The organism is Allorhizobium sp. nf9_anc, from assembly GCF_056323085.1.
Map to the genome: position 1 here is coordinate 2,824,221 of NZ_CM150481.1, position 22,867 is coordinate 2,847,087.

The 22,867-nt window shown below is 61.8% G+C and carries 22 protein-coding genes; 7 read left to right on the forward strand and 15 right to left on the reverse strand.

Features of this window, described 5'->3' with window-relative positions:
* Nucleotides 1-73: 73 nt before the first annotated feature.
* The 4 genes from AC02Y0_RS13860 to AC02Y0_RS13875 all read right to left on the reverse strand — a co-directional run bounded on the left by AC02Y0_RS13860 (nt 74) and on the right by AC02Y0_RS13875 (nt 3,730).
* Complete coding sequence (locus tag AC02Y0_RS13860; protein WP_476379475.1) at nt 74-517, reverse strand: c-type cytochrome; 444 nt, start codon at nt 515-517, stop codon at nt 74-76.
* 166 nt (nt 518-683) lie between these two features.
* Complete coding sequence (locus AC02Y0_RS13865) at nt 684-1,559, reverse strand: metallophosphoesterase (RefSeq protein ID WP_476379476.1); 876 nt, start codon at nt 1,557-1,559, stop codon at nt 684-686.
* Nucleotides 1,560-1,622: 63 nt separating this feature from the next.
* Nucleotides 1,623-2,699, reverse strand: coding sequence for an AI-2E family transporter (locus AC02Y0_RS13870; RefSeq protein WP_444557555.1), 1,077 nt, complete (start codon nt 2,697-2,699; stop codon nt 1,623-1,625).
* Between the two features lie 149 nt (nt 2,700-2,848).
* Nucleotides 2,849-3,730 carry a VOC family protein gene (locus tag AC02Y0_RS13875; RefSeq protein WP_476379478.1) on the reverse strand — a complete coding sequence of 294 codons (882 nt, stop codon included), beginning with the start codon at nt 3,728-3,730 and terminating at the stop codon, nt 2,849-2,851.
* Nucleotides 3,731-3,942: 212 nt separating this feature from the next.
* Here AC02Y0_RS13875 and AC02Y0_RS13880 point away from each other — a divergent pair, with 212 nt between their 5' ends.
* The gene (locus tag AC02Y0_RS13880) at nt 3,943-4,353 is read left to right on the forward strand and encodes a universal stress protein (RefSeq protein ID WP_444557553.1); all 411 of its coding nucleotides are present in this window, start codon (nt 3,943-3,945) and stop codon (nt 4,351-4,353) included.
* A 25-nt stretch (nt 4,354-4,378) separates the two neighbouring features.
* Nucleotides 4,379-4,699 carry a TraR/DksA family transcriptional regulator gene (locus AC02Y0_RS13885; RefSeq protein WP_476384038.1) on the forward strand — a complete coding sequence of 107 codons (321 nt, stop codon included), beginning with the start codon at nt 4,379-4,381 and terminating at the stop codon, nt 4,697-4,699.
* Between the two features lie 65 nt (nt 4,700-4,764).
* Here the strand turns inward: AC02Y0_RS13885 and AC02Y0_RS13890 are convergent, their stop codons facing one another.
* The gene (locus tag AC02Y0_RS13890) at nt 4,765-7,083 is read right to left on the reverse strand and encodes a Tex family protein (RefSeq protein ID WP_476379479.1); all 2,319 of its coding nucleotides are present in this window, start codon (nt 7,081-7,083) and stop codon (nt 4,765-4,767) included.
* Between the two features lie 173 nt (nt 7,084-7,256).
* Between AC02Y0_RS13890 and purD the strand changes: the two genes are divergently transcribed.
* The 3 genes from purD to AC02Y0_RS13905 all read left to right on the forward strand — a co-directional run bounded on the left by purD (nt 7,257) and on the right by AC02Y0_RS13905 (nt 11,195).
* On the forward strand, nt 7,257-8,528 hold the full coding sequence (purD, locus tag AC02Y0_RS13895; protein ID WP_476379480.1) for a phosphoribosylamine--glycine ligase: 1,272 nt from the start codon (nt 7,257-7,259) through the stop codon (nt 8,526-8,528).
* Between the two features lie 125 nt (nt 8,529-8,653).
* Nucleotides 8,654-9,103: a plant virulence effector HPE1-like domain-containing protein gene (locus tag AC02Y0_RS13900; RefSeq protein ID WP_476379481.1), complete on the forward strand. Its 450-nt coding sequence runs from the start codon at nt 8,654-8,656 to the stop codon at nt 9,101-9,103.
* Nucleotides 9,104-9,374: 271 nt separating this feature from the next.
* The gene (locus AC02Y0_RS13905) at nt 9,375-11,195 is read left to right on the forward strand and encodes a methyl-accepting chemotaxis protein (RefSeq protein WP_476379482.1); all 1,821 of its coding nucleotides are present in this window, start codon (nt 9,375-9,377) and stop codon (nt 11,193-11,195) included.
* 59 nt (nt 11,196-11,254) lie between these two features.
* On the opposite strand, the gene AC02Y0_RS13910 is transcribed toward AC02Y0_RS13905, so the two are convergent.
* The 9 genes from AC02Y0_RS13910 to AC02Y0_RS13950 form a co-directional block, all read right to left on the reverse strand.
* Nucleotides 11,255-11,749 carry a 2-thiouracil desulfurase family protein gene (locus AC02Y0_RS13910; protein WP_476379483.1) on the reverse strand — a complete coding sequence of 165 codons (495 nt, stop codon included), beginning with the start codon at nt 11,747-11,749 and terminating at the stop codon, nt 11,255-11,257.
* Nucleotides 11,750-11,754: 5 nt separating this feature from the next.
* Nucleotides 11,755-12,069 carry a helix-turn-helix domain-containing protein gene (locus tag AC02Y0_RS13915; protein WP_102019420.1) on the reverse strand — a complete coding sequence of 105 codons (315 nt, stop codon included), beginning with the start codon at nt 12,067-12,069 and terminating at the stop codon, nt 11,755-11,757.
* Nucleotide 12,070: 1 nt separating this feature from the next.
* Nucleotides 12,071-12,319, reverse strand: a complete 249-nt coding sequence (locus AC02Y0_RS13920; RefSeq protein ID WP_476379484.1) for a type II toxin-antitoxin system RelE/ParE family toxin — start codon at nt 12,317-12,319, stop codon at nt 12,071-12,073.
* Nucleotides 12,320-12,460: 141 nt separating this feature from the next.
* Complete coding sequence (gene glyS, locus AC02Y0_RS13925) at nt 12,461-14,776, reverse strand: glycine--tRNA ligase subunit beta (protein WP_476379485.1); 2,316 nt, start codon at nt 14,774-14,776, stop codon at nt 12,461-12,463.
* Between the two features lie 97 nt (nt 14,777-14,873).
* Nucleotides 14,874-15,179, reverse strand: a complete 306-nt coding sequence (locus AC02Y0_RS13930) for a HigA family addiction module antitoxin (RefSeq protein ID WP_476379486.1) — start codon at nt 15,177-15,179, stop codon at nt 14,874-14,876.
* Between the two features lie 14 nt (nt 15,180-15,193).
* A complete protein-coding gene (locus tag AC02Y0_RS13935) occupies nt 15,194-15,475 on the reverse strand; it encodes a type II toxin-antitoxin system RelE/ParE family toxin (protein ID WP_476379487.1) in 282 nt (93 codons plus the stop codon).
* A 52-nt stretch (nt 15,476-15,527) separates the two neighbouring features.
* Nucleotides 15,528-17,462 carry a DUF2207 domain-containing protein gene (locus AC02Y0_RS13940; protein WP_476379488.1) on the reverse strand — a complete coding sequence of 645 codons (1,935 nt, stop codon included), beginning with the start codon at nt 17,460-17,462 and terminating at the stop codon, nt 15,528-15,530.
* Complete coding sequence (locus AC02Y0_RS13945) at nt 17,459-18,724, reverse strand: 3-phosphoshikimate 1-carboxyvinyltransferase (protein ID WP_476379489.1); 1,266 nt, start codon at nt 18,722-18,724, stop codon at nt 17,459-17,461. Before AC02Y0_RS13945 ends, AC02Y0_RS13940 begins: the two co-directional genes overlap by 4 nt.
* Before the next feature lie 124 nt (nt 18,725-18,848).
* On the reverse strand, nt 18,849-19,400 hold the full coding sequence (locus AC02Y0_RS13950) for a LemA family protein (protein WP_102019416.1): 552 nt from the start codon (nt 19,398-19,400) through the stop codon (nt 18,849-18,851).
* Nucleotides 19,401-19,603: 203 nt separating this feature from the next.
* Here AC02Y0_RS13950 and AC02Y0_RS13955 point away from each other — a divergent pair, with 203 nt between their 5' ends.
* Nucleotides 19,604-21,616 (forward strand): sensor histidine kinase, encoded by a 2,013-nt coding sequence (locus AC02Y0_RS13955; protein WP_476379490.1) that lies wholly within the window; start codon nt 19,604-19,606, stop codon nt 21,614-21,616.
* A 27-nt stretch (nt 21,617-21,643) separates the two neighbouring features.
* Nucleotides 21,644-22,045, forward strand: a complete 402-nt coding sequence (locus tag AC02Y0_RS13960; RefSeq protein ID WP_102019644.1) for a response regulator — start codon at nt 21,644-21,646, stop codon at nt 22,043-22,045.
* Between the two features lie 16 nt (nt 22,046-22,061).
* On the opposite strand, the gene AC02Y0_RS13965 is transcribed toward AC02Y0_RS13960, so the two are convergent.
* Nucleotides 22,062-22,811, reverse strand: coding sequence for a DUF3800 domain-containing protein (locus AC02Y0_RS13965; protein WP_476379491.1), 750 nt, complete (start codon nt 22,809-22,811; stop codon nt 22,062-22,064).
* Nucleotides 22,812-22,867 lie beyond the last annotated feature (56 nt).

Below are 22,867 nucleotides of genomic sequence, written 5' to 3' on the forward strand. Positions count from 1 at the left end.
CTCAATGCTGCGCCCGGTCGAGCGCAATGCGGCGGGCGATCCGGTATGCCGGATAACGCCCGCCGGGAGGTTCTTACTTCTTCAGGCGGTAGGTCTGGTGGCAATCGCCGCAGGTGGCGCCAACGGCCTGCATGGCGGCGCCAACGCCTGCCTGGTCGGCCGGCATGGATGCCAGCTGTGCTTCGGCAGCGGCGGTGAGCTTGGCGGACTTGGCCTTGAAGTCATCCATGTTCTGCCAGATTGCGGGGGCAGCTTCGGAGTCCATGCCGGTTTCGCTGCCAGCGGGGAAGTGATCCGGGAAGCTCTTGCTGACCTCGGCCAGTGTGGTGAGCGCGGCTGTCACGGCCGCTGCATCATAGGGCTTTTCGCCCTTGGCGATGGCGCCGAGCGCACCCATGGCACCGCCGACCTTCTTCATCTCTTCCTGACGGACGACTTGCGGTTCGCCCGCAGCGATCGCTGCGGACACGCCAAGACAGATCGCCGCCGCGGCGGACAGAACGACTTTCAACTTCATCAGCTTTTCTCCAGAGTTCCGCCGGGCGCACCGGCGATCGTTAGCGGGCGTACATGTTTGCAACCTCGGAACTGTCGTTTGAAGTCACAAAGGAGTGATGAGTGAGGGCGCCATCAACTTTCGGATATCTATGACGAATTTGCGTCAAGTTGCTGTCAGCGATTTGTCAGGAAAGGCTGCTTACCCGCTGCTTGGTCGCCTCCAATGCAAGACGTCGATTTGGCTCGCGGCCATGTCCGGCAATCTCAATTCGATCGTCGAAGACCGAGAGGACGGCGAAGGCGTTTTCATGCTCTGTGTCGACCATGCCGCAAAAATTGACGAAGTGGACGCCGTTCAGCTCGGCATAATTTCCGACGTGATGGTGGCCGCAAAGATAGGCAAGGGCGGATGAGGACCCGGCGATCAGCCCGGCGAGCTCCTCGGCATCCCAGAGCGTGTGATCAGACGGCGGATAGACGGGATAGTGACCGAGAAGGATGACATCTGCGCCGCTTGCCTCGGCGTCGGCGAGCCGCTCGGCGATCCAGGTCATCTGGCGATCGGAAATGCCGGCATTCCAGTGATGGGCGTTCGGCGCGCCCTTCTCCTTCAACTCAGCCAGACGTTTCTCAGCCTCGGCACGCCGTTCATCCCCTTCTGGCGGGGCAAAGAGCGAGATCTCGCTGCCGTCGGTCACCAACAGACGCACGCCCTTGAGCTCCACTTCGTAATAGGGAGCGGGCATGCCGAGTGCTGCATGGATATCCGTCAGGCGATCGGGTTCGACCAGGAAGTCGTGGTTGCCGGGCAGAAGGATCCGGGGTGCTTTCAGACCGTCGAGTATCTCGAGGACGGGCCCAAAGTTCTCCCACCCGCGATCGATGAGATCGCCCAAGACCACTACTGCATGCAGATCCTGGCTGTTGAAGTGATCGACAGCTTCCCGAAGCTTGTCGAGCGAGCGGCGGAAGTAGCGATCGGCGACAAGATTGGGGTCAAGGTCGGCATATTGCGGATCGGCAATGATGCCGAGCCTCAGGCGGGGAGTGTCAGTCGTCATGGGTTGCACCGCTTGCTGTTCGGGGCGGAGCCTTACGGATGGCCCATGACGACCGGATGACACTCAGCCCGGCAGATTGGGCTGGAGCTTGGTCTGAGGCATGAGACCCGAATAAAGCGTCATGCAGATCAGCGTGAGCGGCACGGCGAGCATCGCGCCCACGGCACCCCAGAGCCAGGTCCAGAAGACGATGGCGATGAAGAGCATGAATGCGTTCATCTCCAGGCGCTTGCCCATGACAGACGGGATCAGCAGGTTTTCCAGAACGCCGTCGAGGATGAAGAAGATGAAGGCAGGCAGAAGGCCGATCAGCACACCTTCATGGACCAGCAGCCCGCTCACCGCCATGGCGACGGTCACCATGGCAATGCCGAGAAAAGGAATGAAGCTCAGAAGGAAGGCCGCAACGCCCCAGAGCACCGGATTGCCGAGGCCACCGACAAAGGCGACCACGCCGGCCACCGCGCCGAACAGGCCGTAGACGATGACGGCTGTGGCGAAGTAGTAGCCGAGCGATTCCTCGACTTCGTTCAGCATGCGGATTGCCTTCAGGCGGCGATCACGTCGCGAAAAGGCGCGGATCAGGGCGCGGCGCAGTGGCAGGCGCGACGACAGGAACAGCAGAAGGCCCGCGATGAAGATGAAGAGCTGGACCAGTGCCGGCCCGACACCCGTCGCCACGGTCGACAGGATGGTGCCGGAGTTCTGCAGCATGGCTTCCATCGAGTCAGGGCCACGCGAGAGCGCCGCCATCGGGCGCTCCAGCCACGGAATCTGCTGCAGATACTCGACCGTGCGGTTGATCATATCAGGCCCGTTCTCGATCAACATATTGACCGGCGTCCAGACGATACTGACCAGGAACAGGATGATCACCAGGAAGAGGCTGGAGAGAATGATCGCCGTCAGCGTCGGGGGAACGCCAAGGTTTCCCAGGCGGTCAGCTGCAAGTCCGAGGATCAGGCCGACAACGATCGCCATGGTGAGCGGGATCAGCACGAAGGAGGCGAGGTGCAGCGAGATCAGGGCGAAGATGGCGAAAAGACCGACGACGCTCCAGGAAACGACGTAATCAAGGCCCGTCTTGTGGAAACGGACCTTGCGGGACGGCTTTGCCTCTTGAGGAACTTCAATGTTCACCGGACGTCCTCCGATGAGAATTGGCATGCTGAGTTGACTTGGACACGACGTTGTTCCCCCTTCGAGATGCCTCTCAACGTTCGGGAACAATTTCCGTTCCACCGGGGGAAATGGATGGTGTGCAGGGGCCGATTCCGGCCCCTGTCGGGTCAGGCATTTCCGCCGACGAGGGTGATGCCGATGCCCCAGGGATCTGTGAGACGATGGCCTTCGGCGCTGCGGTCGACCTTGATCTCCAGTCCTTCCAGCGCTGCCAGAACCTTGTCGAGGGTTTGCTTGTCGTTGAAGGCGAGCGTGTAATCCTGCAATCCGGCCATGGCGGTGGTGCGGGCGGGTGCGTTGCGGCTGTTCCAGACATTGGCGGCGACATGGTGGTGATAGTCGCCAGCCGCAAAGAAGCTCGCACCCGGATAGCTCGCCATTTTCTTCAGTCCGAGCACGCCTTCGTAGAAGCGGTCCGCCTCCGGCACACTGCCAACCTGGAGATGGATGTGGCCGAGCGCTGTCTCGGGCGACATGCCGCCCCATGGGGTCTTGGCGGCACTGTCGTAAAGCGCCTGGAGGTCGAGACGGTTGGTTGCCATCTCCACCGTGCCATCGGCGTGGTAGGTCCATTCTGTCGGACTGCGGTCCCGGTACACCTCGATGCCATTGCCTTCCGGGTCGGACAGGTAGATCGCCTCGCTCACCAGATGGTCGCTTGCTCCGTCGAACTGCAGGCCTAGATGGGCGGCATGGGCAAGCCAATGGGCGAGCTCGGCACGATCCGGCATCAGGAAGGCATTGTGAAACAGGCCTGCGGCATTGCGGGGTGCCGGGGCAGCATCGCCGCGCGTCGTCAGGGTCAGGAGAACGCGGCTACCGGCGCCGAGTTCGACACCGCTCGCGCTCTGTTCGAAGCGCTTGAGGCCGAGCGCCTGCTCGTAGAAGCCAGCCATCGTTTCGAGGTCGCGGACAACGAGATGGGCACGCCCGACATGGACGGGGCGGCTCAGGGCAAAGGATTCGGTGTGTTCGGATACGGCGGTCATCGTGTCTCTCCATCTGCCGCTTGGCGGCGATATCTCCTTATATGGTGCAAACCATCGTTCACATAAGCGGGCATTTTCTCGAAAGATCGTTCGATAAAGATTGACGACTGCGAGCGCGTCAAAGTTGATCCTGATCAATGCGGCGCGTGCTGCCCGGACGCATTGTCTCGCCATAAAGAGGAAACACCCGGCGGGTGACAAAGGAGAGAACAATGTACAAGAAGATCATCGTTCCAGTCGATCCGGCTGCCATCGCCATTGGCGAGAAGATCCTGACCAAGGCCAAGTCCCTGCTCGATGACGGCGGCGAGATCGTGCTTGTGACCATCATCGAGGACATTCCTGGCTATCTCGCCATCGATGTGCCCGTCGACCTGATCGAAGGCGCCATCAACGACGCCAAGGCCAAGCTGGTCACGCTCAAGCAGAAGACCGGTGTTGCAGCCCATATCGAGATCCGCTCGGGTGCCCCTGCCCGCGAGATCCTGGCAACGGCCGAGGAGCACAAGGCCGACCTGATCGTCGTCGGCTCGCATGTGCCCGACTTCTCCAACTATTTCATCGGCGCGACGGCCGACCGCTTGGTCCGTCACTCCAAGATTTCCGTGCTGGTTGACAGGTGAGATGATGGACAACCCGGTACAGGCCATGGACACAGCCCATTTCGAACGCATCCTGCTGGCTCGCAAGGACGAGATCGAGCGGCGGCTGAAGAAGATCGACACCGACCTCGGCACGCTGAAAAGCGCCGATAGCGCGGAGCGCGCCACCGAAGCGGAGAACGACGAAGTGCTGGAGGAGTTCGGTCAGGTCGGCGAGGAAGAGCTGAGAGCAATCGACGCCGCGCTGGATCGGATCACCAAAGGGCAGTATGGTCAATGCATGACATGCGGCGAGCCGATTTCGGTCGAACGGCTGAAAGCCGTGCCGCACACACCCTTCTGCAAGGACTGTGCAGCCTCCCATTGAGAGGCCGTTTTCGAGGGGCGATGGGCAGGCCGGAGTGATGACTCCGGCCTGTTTCTGTTTTGCGGTTATTTCTTGCGCATGGCTTCGGCGAGTGCAGCACCAAGGCCACCCATCGCCGGCTGCTCCGGCTTCGGCGGGCGGGCGTTGGAATGCTTCATGGCGCTGGCATTGCCCTTGGCATCGCCGCGCATGGAGGGTTGTTGCGCCTCGCCGCCGTCTTTCCGCATGGTGAGCGCGATGCGCTTGCGCTTCACGTCGACTTCGACGACGCGGACCTTCACCACATCGCCGGCCTTGACCACCTCATGCGGATCCTTGACGAAACGGTCGGCAAGCTGGGAGACGTGGACCAGTCCATCCTGATGCACACCGATATCGACGAAGGCGCCGAAGGCGGCGACATTGGTGACCGTGCCTTCCAGCGTCATGCCGATCTTCAGGTCGGTGATCTCGTCGACGCCTTCGGCAAAAGTCGCGGTCTTGAAGGACGGGCGCGGGTCGCGGCCGGGCTTTTCCAGTTCGGACAGGATGTCCTTGACGGTCGGCAGACCGAACTGCTCGTCGATGAAGCGCTTCGGATCGAGGCTTTTCAGGGTGGCGCTGTCGCCCATCAGCGAGCGCAGGTCGCGGCCGCAGGCAGCGACGATCTTCTTGGCTACGCCATAGGCTTCCGGGTGGACCGAGGAGGCGTCTAGTGGCTCCTTGCCGTTCGGAATGCGCAGGAAGCCGGCGCATTGTTCAAAGGTGCGGGCGCCGAGGCGCGGGACTTTGAGCAGATCCTTGCGGCTGCCGAAGGGGCCGGTCTCGTCGCGATGGGCGACGATGGCTTCGGCCGTCGTCTTGCCGAGACCCGAGACGCGGGCCAGCAGCGGGGCGGAGGCCGTATTCACATCGACGCCGACGGCATTCACCGCGTCTTCGACGACGGCATCCAGCGAACGGCCGAGGCGTCCCTGATCGACGTCATGCTGATACTGACCGACGCCGATCGACTTCGGCTCGATCTTGACGAGTTCGGCGAGCGGGTCCTGAAGGCGCCGCGCAATCGAGACGGCACCGCGCAGGGAGACGTCAAGATTGGGGAATTCCTTGGCAGCGGTTTCAGAGGCCGAATAGACCGAGGCGCCGGCTTCCGAGACGATCACCTTGGTCGGCTTCGGTGCGGTCGCGGGGAACTGGGCGAGCATATCGGCCACCAGCTTTTCCGTCTCGCGGCTGCCGGTGCCATTGCCGATCGAGATCAGCTCGACATTGTGCTTGCGGATGAGGCTCGCGAGTTCGGTCTGGCTGCCCCTGATGTCGTTGCGCGGCGGGAAGGGATAGACAGTCGTCGTTTCCACCACCTTGCCGGTACCATCGATGACGGCGACCTTGACGCCGGTGCGGATGCCGGGATCTAGGCCCATGGTCGGACGGGAGCCTGCGGGGGCGGCGAGCAGCAGGTCTTTCAGGTTACGCGCAAAGACGTGGATCGCCTCTTCCTCCGCCCGCTCGCGCAGTTCGCGCATCAGGTCGAGCGACAGCGACACGGAGAGCTTCACACGCCAGGTCCAGCCGGCGACCTCAAGGAGCCACTGGTCAGCAGGGCCCTTGCCCGCAACCTGGTAGGCGGTGGCGATCATGCGCTGGCTGGTCTTGATCGGGGACGTGTCGTCGCGATCAACTTCGATGGAGAGCGACAGAAACTCCTCGTTCCAGCCGCGCAGCATGGCGAGCGCCCGGTGGCCGGGCACCGTTGCCCAGCGTTCGAAATGGTCGAAATAGTCGGAGAATTTCGCGCCGGCCTCAGCCTTGCCGTCGACGAGCTTCGAATAGAGGATCGCGCGATCCTTCATGTCGTTGCGAAGGCGCCCGATCAGATCGGCATTTTCCGAGATCTGCTCGGCGATGATATCGCGCGCGCCTTCGAGGGCGGCCTTCACGTCGAGGACTTCTTCGGTGATGTAGGCTGCGGCCAGCTTCTGCGGATCGCTGGTGCGGTCGGCAAGGATCGCGTCGGCGAGCGGCTGGAGCCCCTTTTCGCGGGCGATCTCGGCGCGGGTGCGGCGCTTTGGCTTATAGGGCAGGTAGAGGTCTTCCAGCTCGGCCTTGGTGGTGACCTGGGCGATCTTGCGGGCGAGATCGTCGGTCATCTTGCTCTGACCGTCGATGCTTTCGAAAATCGATTTGCGACGGGCGGCAAGCTCGCGCAGATAGATTAACCTTTCGGCCAGATTGCGAAGCTGCGTATCGTCGAGACCGCCGGTCACTTCCTTGCGGTAGCGGGCGATGAAGGGAACCGTGGCACCCTCGTCAAGCAGGCCGACGGCCGATGTGACCTGGTCGGGCCGGGCGTTGATCTCGGTGGCGATAAGGGCGGCAATGGATCTGATGTCGTCGGCCATGGGTCATCCGTCTGATCTGGTAAGCGGCGGACCATAGCGGGCGAATGCGGCAAGGCAACGGGCATGCGGCCCACTTCACAGGAAAGCGGGGCCTTTGAAGGTCAATTCGGCTTGACCTTTGCCCCCTTCCCCCTTAACCGCCGGGCATTCCCTTGTGGCACTGGAGGCTGGTGATGAAGGTTTTGTTGATCGGATCGGGTGGACGCGAGCATGCGCTGGCCTGGAAGATTGCCCAGTCGCCTGATCTCACCAAGCTCTATGCAGCCCCTGGCAATCCCGGCATCGCCGAAGAGGCGGAGCTCGTTTCGCTCGATACAGAGGATCACGGGGCGGTCGTGCAGTTCTGCAAGGACAAGGCGATCGACTTCGTTGTCGTCGGGCCGGAAGCGCCGCTGGTGGCCGGCATTGCCGACCGTCTGCGCGAGGCGGGCTTTGCCGTCTTCGGGCCGTCTGCGGCTGCCGCGCAGCTTGAGGGCTCCAAGGGCTTCACCAAGGATGTCTGCGCCCGGTTCAACATTCCGACCGGCGCCTATCAGCGCTTCAATAACGCGCCGAAGGCGAAAGCCTATGTGCGCGAACAGGGCGCGCCCATTGTCATCAAGGCCGACGGGCTTGCCGCCGGCAAGGGCGTGACGGTTGCGATGACGCTGGAAGAGGCGCTGGCGGCCATCGACGACTGCTTCGAGGGCGCGTTTGGTGCCGCGGGTGCGGAAGTCGTGGTCGAGGCTTTTCTCGATGGCGAGGAGGCAAGCTTCTTCTGCCTCTCCGACGGCAAGTCTTTGCTGCCACTCGCCACTGCCCAGGACCACAAGCGTGTGGGTGATGGCGATACCGGACCTAACACCGGTGGCATGGGTGCCTATTCGCCAGCTCCCGTCATGACGCCCGAGATGGTCGAGCGAACGATGAAGGAGATCATCGAACCGACGATGCGCGGCATGGCCGAGATGGGCCATCCCTTCCAGGGCGTGTTCTTTGCCGGGCTGATGATCACGGCCAAGGGTCCGGAGCTGATCGAATACAATGTCCGCTTCGGCGATCCGGAATGCCAGGTTCTGATGATGCGGCTGAAGAGCGATCTGCTGCCGATCCTCTACGCGTCTGCCACCGGCACGCTGGATCAGGTCACGGCCGAATGGAGCGATGACCCGGCGCTGACCGTCGTTCTCGCCTCCAAGGGCTATCCCGCCTCGTATGAAAAGGCGACGCCGATCGCTGCTCTGCCGGAAGCCGGCCAGGGCGCCAAGGTTTTCCATGCGGGAACGGCGCTGAAGGACGGCCAGCTTGTTGCGACCGGTGGGCGCGTGCTGAACGCCACGGCGCGCGGGGCGACGGTTGCGGAGGCACAGGCTGCCGCATACCGGCTGGTCGACGCTGTCCAATGGGACAACGGTTTCTGCCGCCGAGACATCGGCTGGCAGGCCATCGCCCGCGAAAAAGCCTGATATCACGGGGTTTCAGTCGGATTTCGATCGGGAATCCGTCCGTTCGTTCAAATTTTATCGATGCTTCTGACCGGATCGAAAGAAACGGTTGCTAATGTTCTTCCCAACAATCGGGGAAAAACGTGATGCGCCGTATCGTTTCAACATCCATGATCCTAGCCGCCAGCATGCTGGCCATGCCCGCCATGGCAGGCTCGATCTTGACCGTTACAGGACTTGCGACGACCCAGCCGAGCATTCTTGACGTTGAATGTGGCCACTGCCCGGCTCCGGAACAGAGGATCGGCAAGTCGGACTACACGGTGCCCGCCATCCCGGCTGGCAACCAGACCGCCGAAGTGGTCGATGTCGATGGCGAAAAGAAACTGAAGCGTGTCGAAAGCTGGTTTGGCGGTTCGCCCGTGGTTGTCTACAGCTCGGCTGCCGGCTGGGCCACCGACGGCTCGATGGTCGTGGCCGGCGCCCTGCCTGCGCCGAGCGAGATCGACCATGACGCGACGACCGCTGCGGTCGATGTGCCCGCTGACCAGAAGGCCGCGCCTGCGCTTGCCGGCTTTGAGCTTCGTCTCAACTGATCCCCATCCGCCCGCCAAACGATCCGGGCGCGGCGGTTTCTCGTGGTCGACACGGACATAACGCCCGGCCCAGTCCCGGGCGTTATGCCGTTACCCCCCCAATTATTCACCCATTCATTCTAATAGCCCGATATTCGAAGGTGCTTAAACCCCTCTCAATCTTTGAGGGCGAGACTGTGTCCCAAATCTTCGGGACATGACGTGCCGATCCGTTCGACTGATCCATCTCACTGGCGCCCGAACCGCTCGACAGACGAAAGCTCTCTCGCCCATGAAAAATCTCCGGATATCGCTCCAGCTGATCCTGCTGATCGGCGGGCTTATGGCGGCCTTCGCCGCCGCCACCTATTTCCAGGTCCGCTCGTCGACGACGACGATCTACCAGCAGCGCTACGAACTTCTGCGCACCCAGGTCGAAACTGCACTCTCGGTTCTGAAGGACTTCAACGACCGTGCGGTCGCAGGCGAGTTCACCGTCGAGGAAGCCAAGACCCGGGCTTACGACATGCTGAACAAGATGCGGTTCGAGCCGGACGGCTATTTCTTCGGTTACGACTACGACGTCGTGATGCTCTTCCATCCGACCTCGAAGGATGTGGGCAAGAGCAACAAGGGCAAGCCCGACGCCAATGGCTTTGCCTATCGTGACGAACTGGTTCGTCTGGGCCAGCTGGGCGGCGGCTTCGTCGAGTTCATTGGCCCGAAGCCAGGCAAGGATCCGGAGGATCGCTCCTATCCGAAGGCATCCTACGGCAAGGCCTTCGAACCCTGGAAGGTCGTCATCGTGACCGGCCTTTACACCGACGACCTGAAGGCGGAAATCCGCTCCAGCGTGATCAAGACGATCAGCTGGTCTGCCGGTATCTTCGTGCTGGCGCTGATCGCGGCCTACATCGTCATTCGCAACATCACGACGCCACTCAAGGCGATCCATGATGCGCTGGAAGCGGTCGCGGACGAAAATGTCAGCATCGCTATTCCGCACACCGATATGAGCAACGAAATCGGCATGATGGCCAAGGCCACTAAGAGCCTTCAGGACAAGGTGCGCGAGCGCCATGCACTGACTGCCCGCCAGGAAGAACAGCAGCGCGAGCTTGATGGCGAACGCAGCCAGAATGCCGAGGCACAGCTCGCCGAAGCCCGCCAGCAGGCGCATGTGGTTGCCACCATCGGACAGTCGCTCGAGCAGCTCGCCCATGGTGACCTGACCGTGCGCTGCGCGGATCTCGGATCGAAGTATGCCGGTCTCCGCGACAACTTCAACGATGCGCTCGCCCGCCTCGAAGAGGCCATGGCTCGCGTCAACCTGAAGGGCAACGACATCGCCGTCTCGAAGGAAGAGATCCGCCGCGCCTCGGGTGAACTTGCGACGCGGACCGAACGCCAGGCAGCGAACCTCGAAGAGACTTCCGCAGCTCTCGACGAGCTCACCGTCGCAGTTCGCCAGACGGCGGATGGTGCGCGGGAAGCTGCCAACCGCGTGGGCACGGTCAGCGCTGAGGCTCGCCAGAGCGACGAAATCGTCGGCAAGGCGATCAATGCGATGAGCGGCATCGAGCAGTCTTCGGCGGAGATCACCAAGATCATTGGCGTGATCGACGAGATCGCCTTCCAGACCAACCTCCTCGCCCTGAACGCCGGCGTCGAAGCGGCCCGTGCGGGCGAAAGCGGCAAGGGCTTTGCGGTAGTTGCACAGGAAGTGCGTGAACTCGCCCAGCGCTCGGCAGCGGCTGCCAAGGAAATCAAGGACCAGATCGCCCGCTCCTCGGCCCAGGTGGAACAGGGTGTGCAGCTGGTCGGTCAGACCGGTGAGGCGCTGAAGCGCATCTCCGACCAGATCGCCAGCGCAAACGACATCGTCTCGAAGATCTCGCACTCCGCTCAGGAGCAGGACACGACCCTGCGCTCGATCTCGGCCTCGATGAACCAGCTCGACCAGGCCACCCAGCAGAACGCAGCCATGGCGGAGGAAACCACGGCCTCTGCCGAGGTTCTCGCAAACGACACCGGCGACCTGCTCAGCCTGATCCGCAGCTTCAAGACCAGCCAGTCCGGCGCCGGCCAGCAGCAGTATCGCATGGCGAGCTGAGGCCAGGACATCATTGGAAACAAAGAGGCCGCCGGGGCAATCCGGCGGCCTTTCTCGTTTCAGGTGGCTCTATCGATGTGGGCCGCGAGACGATCGAGTTCGCGATCGGAAAAGACCTCGATCCCGGCCCGGCGCATAAGGGCTGCGGTGACGCCGAAGCCGGGATGGCGGGTAGCGGAAAACGAGCCATCGTAAATGAAGCCGGATCCGCAGGACGGACTGCCATCAATCAGCAACGCGAAGCGGCAATCCTGCTCGCGGGCGAAGGCCACGGCCTTATTCCCACCCTGGATGAACTCCTCGGTCACATCGCCGCCCGTCACTTCCAGCACCCGGGCGCGACCGGCCAGCACATCCTCTCCATTCATGCCGCCTTCGATCTCGGCGGGTGGACGAGGTGTCGGCAGGCCGCCGGCCTGCTCCGGACAGAAGCCGACGAGCCGGCCTTCGGCCTTCCAACGTTCAACCAGGGGATCGTGGAGGGGTTTACCCTTGCCGTCGTAACGGACGGGGCGGCCGAGAAGGCAGGCGCTGATGAGGATTTTGGGGGGCATCTGAATTATGCAGCCTTCACTGCGATCTGAACGCCGGTTTCGTCCTGCAGCAGGCGGATGACCGCAAAGAGATTGTCGGCACGCGGGTTCCCGGAGGGACCGAACATCCGCATCAGGCTCTTGGGCGGCAGACCGGACTTCTGGCCTAGCTCGATAAAGCCGATGGTGGCGTTGATATAATCGCGCAAAAGCGCCCGACCGGTTTCGACATCACCCGACAGCAGGAGCTCGATGGCCTCGCTCAGCAGTGCGGCGCGAAAAGCCGGATCCGATTGCGCTCGATCGCGAACGGTTTCCTTGAAGTCTCTCGTCAAAGCCATCTCAGCCTGCCTTCCGCTTTTTGTATTCTGCCCAACGAGCCTGCGCCGTCTTGATATCTGCCTGTTGCCGCTTCTTGGTTCCACCGGCGACCAGGATGACGAGTCTGTCGCCGTCTTTGCCGAAATAGATGCGGTAGCCAGGGCCATAGTCGATCCGGTATTCCAGAACACCCTCGCCTAAGCCCTTGGCATTGGAGAAATTCCCGAGCGACATTCGCGTGATGGCCGTCGTGATCTTCACAGCAGCCATGGGGTCCAGCCCCTCGAACCAGTGTCCGAAGGGACTGCGTCCTTGATCATCCAGGAACTCACGGATCTCCATGAGGCGATAGTACCATATAGGACACCACCATCAACAGAGAAAACCCCGCCGAAGCGGGGTCTCACATCGTCAGCCTGTGATCTTGGAGAAGTCCGCGACCGTCGCAGTCGCCTCGCGGATCGCCTTCAAGAGCGCCAAGCGGTTGGCGCGGATGGCGGCATCCTCGTCATTGACCAGGACGTCCTCGAAGAATTTGTCGACGGGGCCGCGGAGCGTCGAGAGCGCCTGCATGGCGGAGCGGAAGTCTTCCGATGCGACTGCTTCGGCTGCCGATTTCGAGGCGGACTGGATGGCGGCGAAGAGGGACTTCTCCGCGTCGAGCTTCAGCAGCGCTTCCGAGACGCCATCGGCGACGACGGTGCCCTTCTTCTCTTCTGCGGCCAGCAGCTGCGTGGCGCGCTTGGTGCCGGCGAGCAGGTTCAGGCCGTCTTCCGAGGTGATGAAGGCGGTCAAGGCTTCGGCCTTGCGGGCCACCATCAAGAGGTCGTCGGCCTCGGGCGTCAGCACGGCATCGATGATGTCGTGGCGGGCGCCCTGGTCGCGCAAGTAGACCTTCAGGCGGTCGTGGAAGAACCACAACAGGGAATAAACCGACGGCTTTGGAGTGAACTTACCATTGGAAAATGCATCGTCTTCCGACATGCGCTCGTAAATGGCATCCTCGTCCTTCGGACCGCGCCCTGCGTAAATGTGAGAAAAGAGCTGCTCCGCGTTCGCTCTCGCGGCGATCGGATAATGCGATAGATTCAGCGCACGGATCATTGGGGCGAGATTCGCTTTGATCCCTTCTTCAAGGAGAATCCGCACCACACCCAGCGCCGCACGACGCAGCGCATAGGGATCCTTCGAGCCGGTCGGCTTTTCGTCGATGGCCCAGAAGCCGACGAGCGTGTCCAGCTTGTCGGCGAGCGCGACGGTGAGACCCACCTTGTCTCCCGGCAGACGGTCCGAGGGGCCGTTCGGTTTCCAGTGATCCTCGATGGCTGCGGCAACGGAGGCATCTTCGCCCTGCAGAGCCGCATATTTGCGGCCCATGGCGCCCTGGAGTTCGGGGAATTCGCCAACGGCTTCGGTGCGCAGATCGGCTTTCGCGAGCACCACGGCGCGGTCGACGAGGGCTACATCGGCGCCGACGATCGGCGCCAGCACCTTCGCCAATTCGCGGATGCGCGCCACGCGCTCGCCCTGCGTTCCCAGCTTGGCGTGGAAGGTGACGTTGAGCGCGTCGAGCTTTGCCATGCGCTGGTCGAGCGGCTTCTTAAGGTCCAGATCGAACTTGGCGGCAGACGCCTTCAGCGTGTCGAGATCCGGAAGGTCGCCCTGGTCGCGCTTCCAGAAATGCAGCGCATCCGACAGGCGGGCGCGCACGACCTTGCCGTTGCCGTGCATGATCTCGCGGCCGCCGTCGGTGGCCTGGATGTTGGAGATCAGGATGAAATGGTTGGAGAGCTTGTCGGCCTCACCCTGTGGGCGCACGACAAAACACTTCTGATTGGTCTTGATCGTCAGGCGGATGATCTCGGCCGGAATGGAGAGGTAATCCTCTTCGAAGGTGCCGAGCAGAACCTGCGGCCATTCGACGAGGCCGGAGACTTCCTCCAGCAGGCCTTCGTCCTCGACGAGGTCGAGACCATTGGCAAAGGCAATGTCGCGGGCGTCGTGCAGGATCATGTCCTTGCGGCGTTCGGCATCCAGGATGACCTTGGCGCGTTCCAGGCTCGAAACGTAGTCGTCGAAGCGCTTAACGGTGATGGCCTCAGGCGCATGGAAGCGGTGGCCATAGGTGACGTTCGAGGCAACGATACCATCGATCTCGAAGGGGATGACCTGAACTTCGTCATGTTCGGGGCCGAAGGTGCAGACGATGGACTGCAGCGGGCGCACCCAGCGCAGGCTCTCCATGCCCTTGCCCTCGATGCCGCCATAGCCGGAGCCCTTGGGCATAGAGGCAAAACCAGAGCGCATCGACTTCGGCCAGGGGAAGGCCCTGATGATACCGGGCATGGCATCGGCGATGATTTCTTCGGCCGCACGACCGGGCTTTTCCATGTAGGCGACGTAGAAATCGCCCTTCTTCGGATCGGTCTTGACGATGGCCTGGTCGATCGAGGTGAGGCCCGCGCCGCGCAGGAAGCCGTCGATGGCACCTTGCGGTGCTGAGACGCTCGGACCCTTCTTCTCTTCCTTGATATCGGCCGAGCGGGCCGTGAGGCCGCGGATATCCAGCGTCAGGCGGCGCGGCGTCCAATATTCGCGTGCACCCTCATAGGTCAGACCTGCATCGACAAGCGCATCGGTGACCATCTTCTTCAGATCGCCAGCCGCCTTGCGCTGCATGCGGGCGGGGATTTCTTCGGAGCGGAGTTCGAGCAGGAGATCGGGCATCGATTGAGACTTTTTCGCTTGTTGCAGAAGGCTGCGGCGGACTTAGCAAGCCGCGCGGCAAAAGTCATCCATGGATGCGTGCAAAATGGCGGGTGGATCAGGCGGCGGACAGATCGGTTCGGACGGGAATGGCACCGAGTTCATCTGCCTTCGCGGCTGCTTCCGTCTTCAGATCGTAGCTTGTCTGCAGGTTCATCCAGAATTGCGGCGACATGTCGAAATAGCGCGCGAGCCGGAGCGCGGTGTCTGGCGTCAAGGATGTCTGCTCGGAAACCAGACGCTCGATCCGGGTGCGTGGCACGTTCAAGAGGCGCGCAAGGGCGCCAGCGCTCAGGCCCATGGGCTCCAGAAACTCGTCGCGCAGAATTTCACCGGGATGGACGGGCGGCAGGACGATGGTCATGGCATGTCTCCTTCTCAGTGATAGTCGACGATCTCGACCTGATCGGCACCGTTGTCGGACCAGACGAAGCAGATCCGCCATTGGTCGTTGATCCGGATCGAATGTTGCCCACCCCGGTCGCCTTTCAGAAGTTCCAATCGATTACCCGGAGGGCGGGCCAGGTCATTGAGCGAAGTCGCATTGTCTATCAGCGTCAGCTTCACGATTGCGCGTCTCAACAGATCCGCCGGGAAACCTTTCGGTGCCTTCCCAGATGCCACGGCCTCCGTCATTGCGTTGGCATAGGACCGGATCATCTGAAACCTCCGAGATCACAAATGTATCACCACGCGATACATTTGTCGAGGACTACCACCCTCCCCCACCGCCACCACCACCGCCACCGCCAGAAGAGCCGCCGGAGAAGCCTGAGGAGGACGAGGAGCTGGAAGGCGGTGGCGTCGGGATGGTGGAGGCAATCGTCGAGGCCATGGACGACGAAAAGCCGCCGATGCGGTCTCCGAAGCCGCCGGGATTGCTGCCGTGATACCAGCCGGGGCTGTAGGCAGCGGCCGCGGCGCCGGCCGCGGCCGTGGCGAGCCAGGTTTCGAAGGCTTGCGACCAAGGCTTTTCGACGCCGAGGGCCACCGCGTATGGCAGGAGCTTTTCGAAATGGCTAGGCGACATGGTCGGGGCGCCGGCCATGTTCATCCGGTCTTTCTCGGCGAGGGTCAGATAGATGCGCAGGCCCTCGATGCCGTCCATCAGCTTGCGGCCGAGCGGGGTCGGGGCGCCCATCAGGAAGAAGAAGAGCATATTGATCAGAAGGATGCCGCCGAAGGCAATCAGGACCGGGAACTGGTGGGTCGCCTCAAGATCCATCCACATCGAGATCAGCATCAGCCCGAGCGTCGAGAGCGCGACGAAACCGATCAGTGCGAGCGCGAGTACGGCAATGATCTTGCTGAACAGCGAGCGACCGCCGCGGAACATGTTGACGAGGCCGATGGTAAAGGTGCCGAAGAAGATCGAGAAGAAGGTCGGTACGAAGATCAGCGCGTAGACGTCCTCGCTCAGGTCGCCGAAGATGAAAAGCGAGGCGACGACGGCGATCGAGAGGCCGATGCCAAGCGAGGTATAGCCGGCATTGCCTTTGTAATACTTGTTCCGATGTTCCTTCTCGATGGCCTGGCGGAAGCGGTTGCCAACCGATTGCACCTTCTTGCCGTTCGCCTTGTCGATGACCAGTGCATCGTCTGCCGAGGGAATGGCGGCGATAAGGGCGGCTTCGCCGGCCTGAAGCTTGCCCTCGATGCGCTTGTCCGTGCGGCGGATCGTGATGCGGCTGTCGAGATCGTCGAGCGCAACGTAGCCCTTGACCGCGAGATCGAGAGCGGCGGCGGACAGTGCCGTCCAGCCTGCACCGGAGAAGCCCTTGTTGTCGATGTAGTTGACGAGCGCCGGGGAGATGCCTTCCGGCGGATCCCAGCGCGGCACGACGACACCCTTCGGCGGGTCGCGGCCGACCGTTGCCCAGGAGCGCAGGTAGTAGAGGAAAATCACGGCCAGGCCACCGAAGCCGATGATCGTGTTGAGATTGTCGCGAATGAACCACCAGGTGCTGTCTTCCGAAGAGGGGGCGGCGACCACGCCTTTGTCGAAGGCGAGCACGATTGTCAGGCCTTCGCCAGGGCCGAGTGGCCGTGTGGTCTGAAACTCAAGGCCATCCGATCCCGGGACTTCACGGGCATTCTGAGCCTGCGAGCCAACAGGCCCGGTGAAGAAGGTGGTCTTTGTGGGGACCGCACCATCGGGCAGCGAGACCGAGGCGCTCGCCTCTTCGATCGGGAAAAGCCAGCCATTGCCCGTGACGTTCCAGTAAAGCTCATCGTGGTCGTCGAAATAGCGGATCTGTCGGCCGGTGCGGTAGGTGATGGTGTAGGTGTATTCGCCCGGCTTGAGGAAGACGTCACCCGAACCGGCATAAATGCGGATGCCGCCAGTAATCGTTTCGGTGTGGTTGGCTTCGGGCTGGCCGTCCCGCTCGACCGAAATCAGGTCGAAATCGACCTTCTGGCGAAAGCCGCGTGCGTCCTGGGCGTAGAGCGGAAAATCGCGGAAGATGCCGCGCTGGATCTTGTCACCCTCAGCATAGACGGTGATCGTTTCCGTTACCTCGATCGTGGCATCGGGAAACACCGTGATATCGGCGTGGTAGTCGCGGATGACTTCCTCGGCCTGGGCGCCGCATGCCATCCAGAGAACAAGAAGGAAAGCGGAGCACAGGCGGAGGAGAGACATCATTTCTGGTCGTTCCTGACGAGGTCGACGCCGAGCGAGGTGAGCGCATCCCAGTAGCCGGGATAGGTTTTGCCAACGCAGGCGGGGTCGAGAATGGTGATGTCGCGGATCTTCAGGCCTGCGAGCGCAAAGCTCATGGCGATGCGGTGATCGGCGAAGGTGTCGATTTCAGCCGGCAGCGACTGGCCTGCGAGCGAGGGGTCGGAGAAGACCAGGAGGTCGTCGCCCTCCTCCCCCGCCAGGCCCTCACGGATGTTGTTGAGACCTGTCGAGACGGCGCGGATGCGATCGCATTCCTTAACGCGCAGGTTCTCGATGCCGACGAAGCGCACCGGCGTCTCGTTGAAAGCAGCGAGCACGGCAATCGTCGGGATCGCATCCTGCATCTGGCTGCCGTCGATGACGGCGGGCATGTTGGGGAACTGCGCGATCACGTCATAGGCCTTGGCATCCGGCTGGGTGAAAGCGTCAGACGGTGTGCCGATGTCGATCTGGCCCTTGGTCAGCACTTCCGCGCCCCAGAGATAGGTGGCAGCAGACGCATCCGGCTCGATGTGGAAATCGGTTGCGGTGTAACCCGTCGGCTCGATGCGCCAGGAGGCCGGCGTCGGCTGCTCGACCTTGGCGCCGAAGGCACGCATGGCCGACATCGTCAGGTCGATGTAACCGCGGGCGCCGATATCGGCACCGGCAAGCTCGATGGTGAACGGCTCGGAACCACAGGCCGCTGCCATCTGGAGGGCCGAGACATACTGGCTCGACAGGCCGGCATCGATGACGACGTGGTTCTTCTTGAAGGCGCCATTGGCATCGATCGCGACCGGCGGGCAACCCGAGGGCGCGGCGATGGCCACGCCAAGTGACTGCAGCGCTTCAACGAGCGGCTTGATCGGACGCTTGCGCATATGCTCGTCGCCGTCGACGACGTAACGGCCCTTGCCCAGCGCAAGTGCTGCGGTCAGGAAGCGGGTGGCGGTTCCGGCATTGCCGAGGAAGAGCGGGGCGGAAGGGGCCTTCAGTTCACCGGAGCTGGTGACGACGAAAGTGGTGGCATCCGGCTCTTCGACGGTCACGCCCATCTGGCGCAGCGCGTCCGCCATGTAACGGGTGTCGTCGCTCTTCAGGGCGCCGGTCAGGCGGCTGGTGCCTTTCGCCAGACCTGCCAAAAGCAGGGCGCGGTTGGTGATGGATTTCGAACCCGGGGGGCTCACCTTGCCGGTCAGGGCATGGGTGGGCGGAAGGATGGTCACACTGTCAGTCGTCATTGATCTCAGTCTCTACACATCGTCCCAGGCAGGCTTGCGAATGAGCCTGCCTCGTTTTTTCTTCTGTCGCGGGTTCTGATCGGAAAACCGCAGGACACTTTTCCGGAACCCGCTCTAGCGGACGTCAGAACTTGACCGTCGGTACCGCACGGTCGGCCTCGTTGGCAATCTCGAAATAGGGTTTCTTCGAGAAGCCGAACTGGCCGGCGACGAGGTTGTTGGGGAAGCTCTCGACCTTGACGTTCAGATCACGGGCAGCGCCGTTGTAATAGCGGCGCGACATCTGGATCTCGCCTTCGACGGTTTCCAGCGACTTCTGCAATTCGAGGAAGTTCTCGTTGGCCTTGAGATCCGGATAGGCTTCGGCGAGCGCAATGATCTTGCCTAGCGCGGCTCCAAGCAGGCCTTCCGCCTGGGCGCGGCCCGCCACATCGCCTGCCGGCACAGCCTGAGCCTTGTTGCGCAGCTCGATGACGCTTTCGAGCGTGCCCTTCTCGTGGCCGGCATAACCCTTCACCGTCTCGATGAGATTGGGGATGAGGTCTGCACGGCGCTTCAGCTGCACATCGATGCCCGACCAGGCTTCCTCGGCCATCTGCCGGGCCTTGACCAGGCCGTTGTAGATGAAGACGAGGTAGGCGCCGATGGCGGCAAGGATGGCAAGTGTCGTGAACATGGTGTGCAAGGCTCCCCAGCTGAATTGGCCGCACGTTAGCGGGTCATGGATGCAAAGTCATGAAGCAAGTTTCATTCGATATCCGCCGAAAGCGTGCGGGAATGACACGGCCGATGGTTCAAATTGAGAGGAATCGGGAACCGCTCCATTAATCCGCAACCACTAATATGGGATTTCAAGAGGTTTTGCAGCGGAGCTGTCGCATGCAAGCAACGACCTGGAACAACCTGCCCATCTGGGCGCTACTCGCAAGCCGAGACATTCTCAAGGCGGCGATACCCGAACGACGGCTCAGCGACACGCTGAAAAGTATTCTCGGCGTGCTGACGTCATTGCCGCAGCTCGATCTCTCCGACATGGCAGCCATCTATGTCCGCGAGGCGGGTCAGGATCGGCAGCGGCTCTTTCACAACAATACGGCGGACCAGATGGAACTGCCGCTCGACCTGCCATCGGGCGCACGCATGCCCGAATGCATCGCCGAGCGCGAGGACCTCATCCCTTACTGGATACCAATCTCGGTTGCCGGCGATCCGGATTTCGGCACGGCCGTCTTCTTCAGCCGCAGTGAAAGGCCGATCAATGTCGAGAGCCTGTCTGCGCTCAGAGTGCTTGCCCAAGAGTTCGGCCCAATCATCCAGCAGCGCAATGGCTGCACCGCCTCACTGATCGACATGGTGGAGTTGTCGACCGACGAGATCTACATATTCGATCCACTGCGGTTCACGATCAGCCGGACGAATGCGACGGCGAGCGTGCGCACCGGCTATTCGGCAGAGGCGCTGTGCGACATGACACCCGCCTCGCTGAAGGTCGGGCTATCGGAGCTGGACTACCGCGCCAAGCTGATGCCGCTGGTCGACGGGAGTGCCCGCAGCATCACCTTCGATGCGATCCAGCGGCGTCGCAACGGAACGGTCTATCCGGTCAAAGTGCATGTCTGGCGCATCCGCGGCCCCTCCTCCGACCTGTTCGCCGAGGTGGCAATCGCGACCGCCGACCAGCGCAAGGCCTTCGGGCTTCTGGAGCAGGTCTTCGATGCGATCCCGGGCGGGATCGGCGTCTTCGACAATCGCTCGCGGCTGTTGATGGCCAATCGGCGGCTCTACGACCTGATGAACATTCCGCCCGAGATGTTCCCGCCGGGGTCCAAGTTCGAGGACATCCTGCGCTACAATGCCAGCCGTGGCGAATGGGGCGACGGTGACCCCGAGGCCATGGTGCGCGAGCGGGTCGAGCAGGCAGCCCTTGGGCTTCCCTACAGCTTCGAGCGCGAGCGCAAGAGCGGCAAGGTTCTGACCGTCCGATCCGAACCGCTGTCGAACGGCGGCTATGTGCTGAGCTACAGCGACATCACGCTGCGCAAGCGGGCGGAGAAGGAGCTGATCCGCAACCGCGACGAGCTGGAAAAGACGGTGCGCCAGCGCACGGCAGAGATCGCGGCCCAGGCGGCGGCGCTCGAAGAGGCGCTGCAGCAGGAAAAGAACATCAATGCCATGCAGCGGCAGTTCGTGGCGATGACCAGCCACGAATTCCGCACGCCGCTTGCGATCATCGATGGCGCCGCCCAGCGCATCCAGCGCAAGAAGGGCGAGATGGACGTGCGCTTCCTCACCGACAAGACCCAGCAGGTCCGCTCGGCAGTTGCCCGCATGGTGGAGTTGATGGAGAGCTTCCTGTCGGCCGGCAGGATCGATACCGGCAAGGTCGAACTCTCGCTCGTCGACTGCTCGCTGCACAAGCTGATCGAACAGGCGCTCAAGCGGCAGAAGCTTTCATCGCAGCATCACCGCTTCGATGCTCAGATCGAGGACCTGCCGCCGGTGATCCGTTGCGACGCGCTTGGAATCTCGCAGGTCCTGACCAATCTGCTGTCCAACGCGGTCAAATATGCGCCGCGCGCGCCTGACATCACCATTCGCGGCTGGGAGGAGGATGGTTTTGTCTTTCTTTCGGTCAAGGACGAAGGCGTCGGCATCGACGCCGAGGATGTGCCCAAACTCTTCCAGCCCTATTTCCGTGCCCGCACCTCGACCGGCATTGCCGGGACGGGCATCGGCCTGTCGCTCGTCAAGCAGATCGTGACGCTGCATGACGGCGACATCTTCGTCGAAAGCGAACGCGGCAAGGGCACCTGCTTCACCCTCGTGCTGCCGGTCCAGGGACCGGTCATCCCAGAAACGATCGAACCGGCGCCGGAGGTCAGCGTCGCTTGATGTGTCGTGATCAGAAAGGACAATACCATGATCACAGTGCTTTGCGTTGAAGACGAAAGAGACGTCCGGGAACTGATCGTCGAGGAACTCGAGGAGGCCGGCATCCGCGTGCTGCAGGCGGAGAACGGTAAGGAGGGCCTCGACAAGATCCTGACCCAGCGTCCCGATATCGTCATCTCTGACATCACCATGCCGGAAATGGACGGGATCTCCATGCTCGGCGAATTACAGATCAACCACCCGCAATTCGCCAACATGCCGTTCCTGTTCCTCACAGCACTGGCAGACCGGGAAAAGATGATCGAGGGACTGGGCGCCGGCGCCGAGAGCTACCTCACCAAACCGATCGACTTCGATGTGCTGATGGCGAAGATCAACGGCCTGGTGGTCCGGATCGAGAACCGGGTGGCGGCGGGGCTGGAGTTTTAAGGGGAGATGCTCCGGCCTATTCGGCATCTGATAGGCTGACGATGTGGAGGCCATGAATAGCCTCGCCAATTCTGTCGAACCTGAGCTTTATCAGATCAAGGAACTGGTGGTCCTCATGCTCATAGGCACGCCAAAGGGCATAAGCGACCATATCTGCGTATTGGACCAGACGAGTAGCCTTGGAATCGACGAAGAACGGCACATCCACAAGGTTTCGCAGTTTGCCCCAGCGATGACCGTGGGTGCGAAAGTTCAGCGCCAGCTCCTGAAGGCGGGTCTCTTTGGTGGACTCATCCATGATGATGATCCCACGCTGGGTATTGCTTCGTCGGTGCATTCGCCCGAGGAAGTGATCGAAACGGCTACACAGCTGCTCGAAGCAATACTCCATCACATCTTCATTCTGCATCGCCGCCTTTTCAACGACGACACCAAAGAGTGCCCATTCCCCTTTGAGACCTTCCGATGTTCTCAGCGCATCGCATAGGTAGGAGCGTCGAACGTCTCTTGAGCCGAGGCGGCGCCAGCGGTTACGGACGGACTGCATCTCGTTGGCGTGAAATTCCAGATGACGCGGCTCTTCGGGAAAGATGGAAGCCGCTAACTCGTTCAGAAGAGAATCGAGGTGATAAACCTGCCGTTCGAATACGGCTATGCCCGCCAGAACGAAGTGCTTTTCGCTATTGTTCGGTATCGAACCCGCATCATCGACATAAAGCAGATACATGAAGGCGGCCGAGTGAAACAGAGTTTCGTTGAACTGCAAAGGCAGCTCTCTCGACCGCGCTCTACATATAGTAGAACATTGCAGAAAAGTCAATT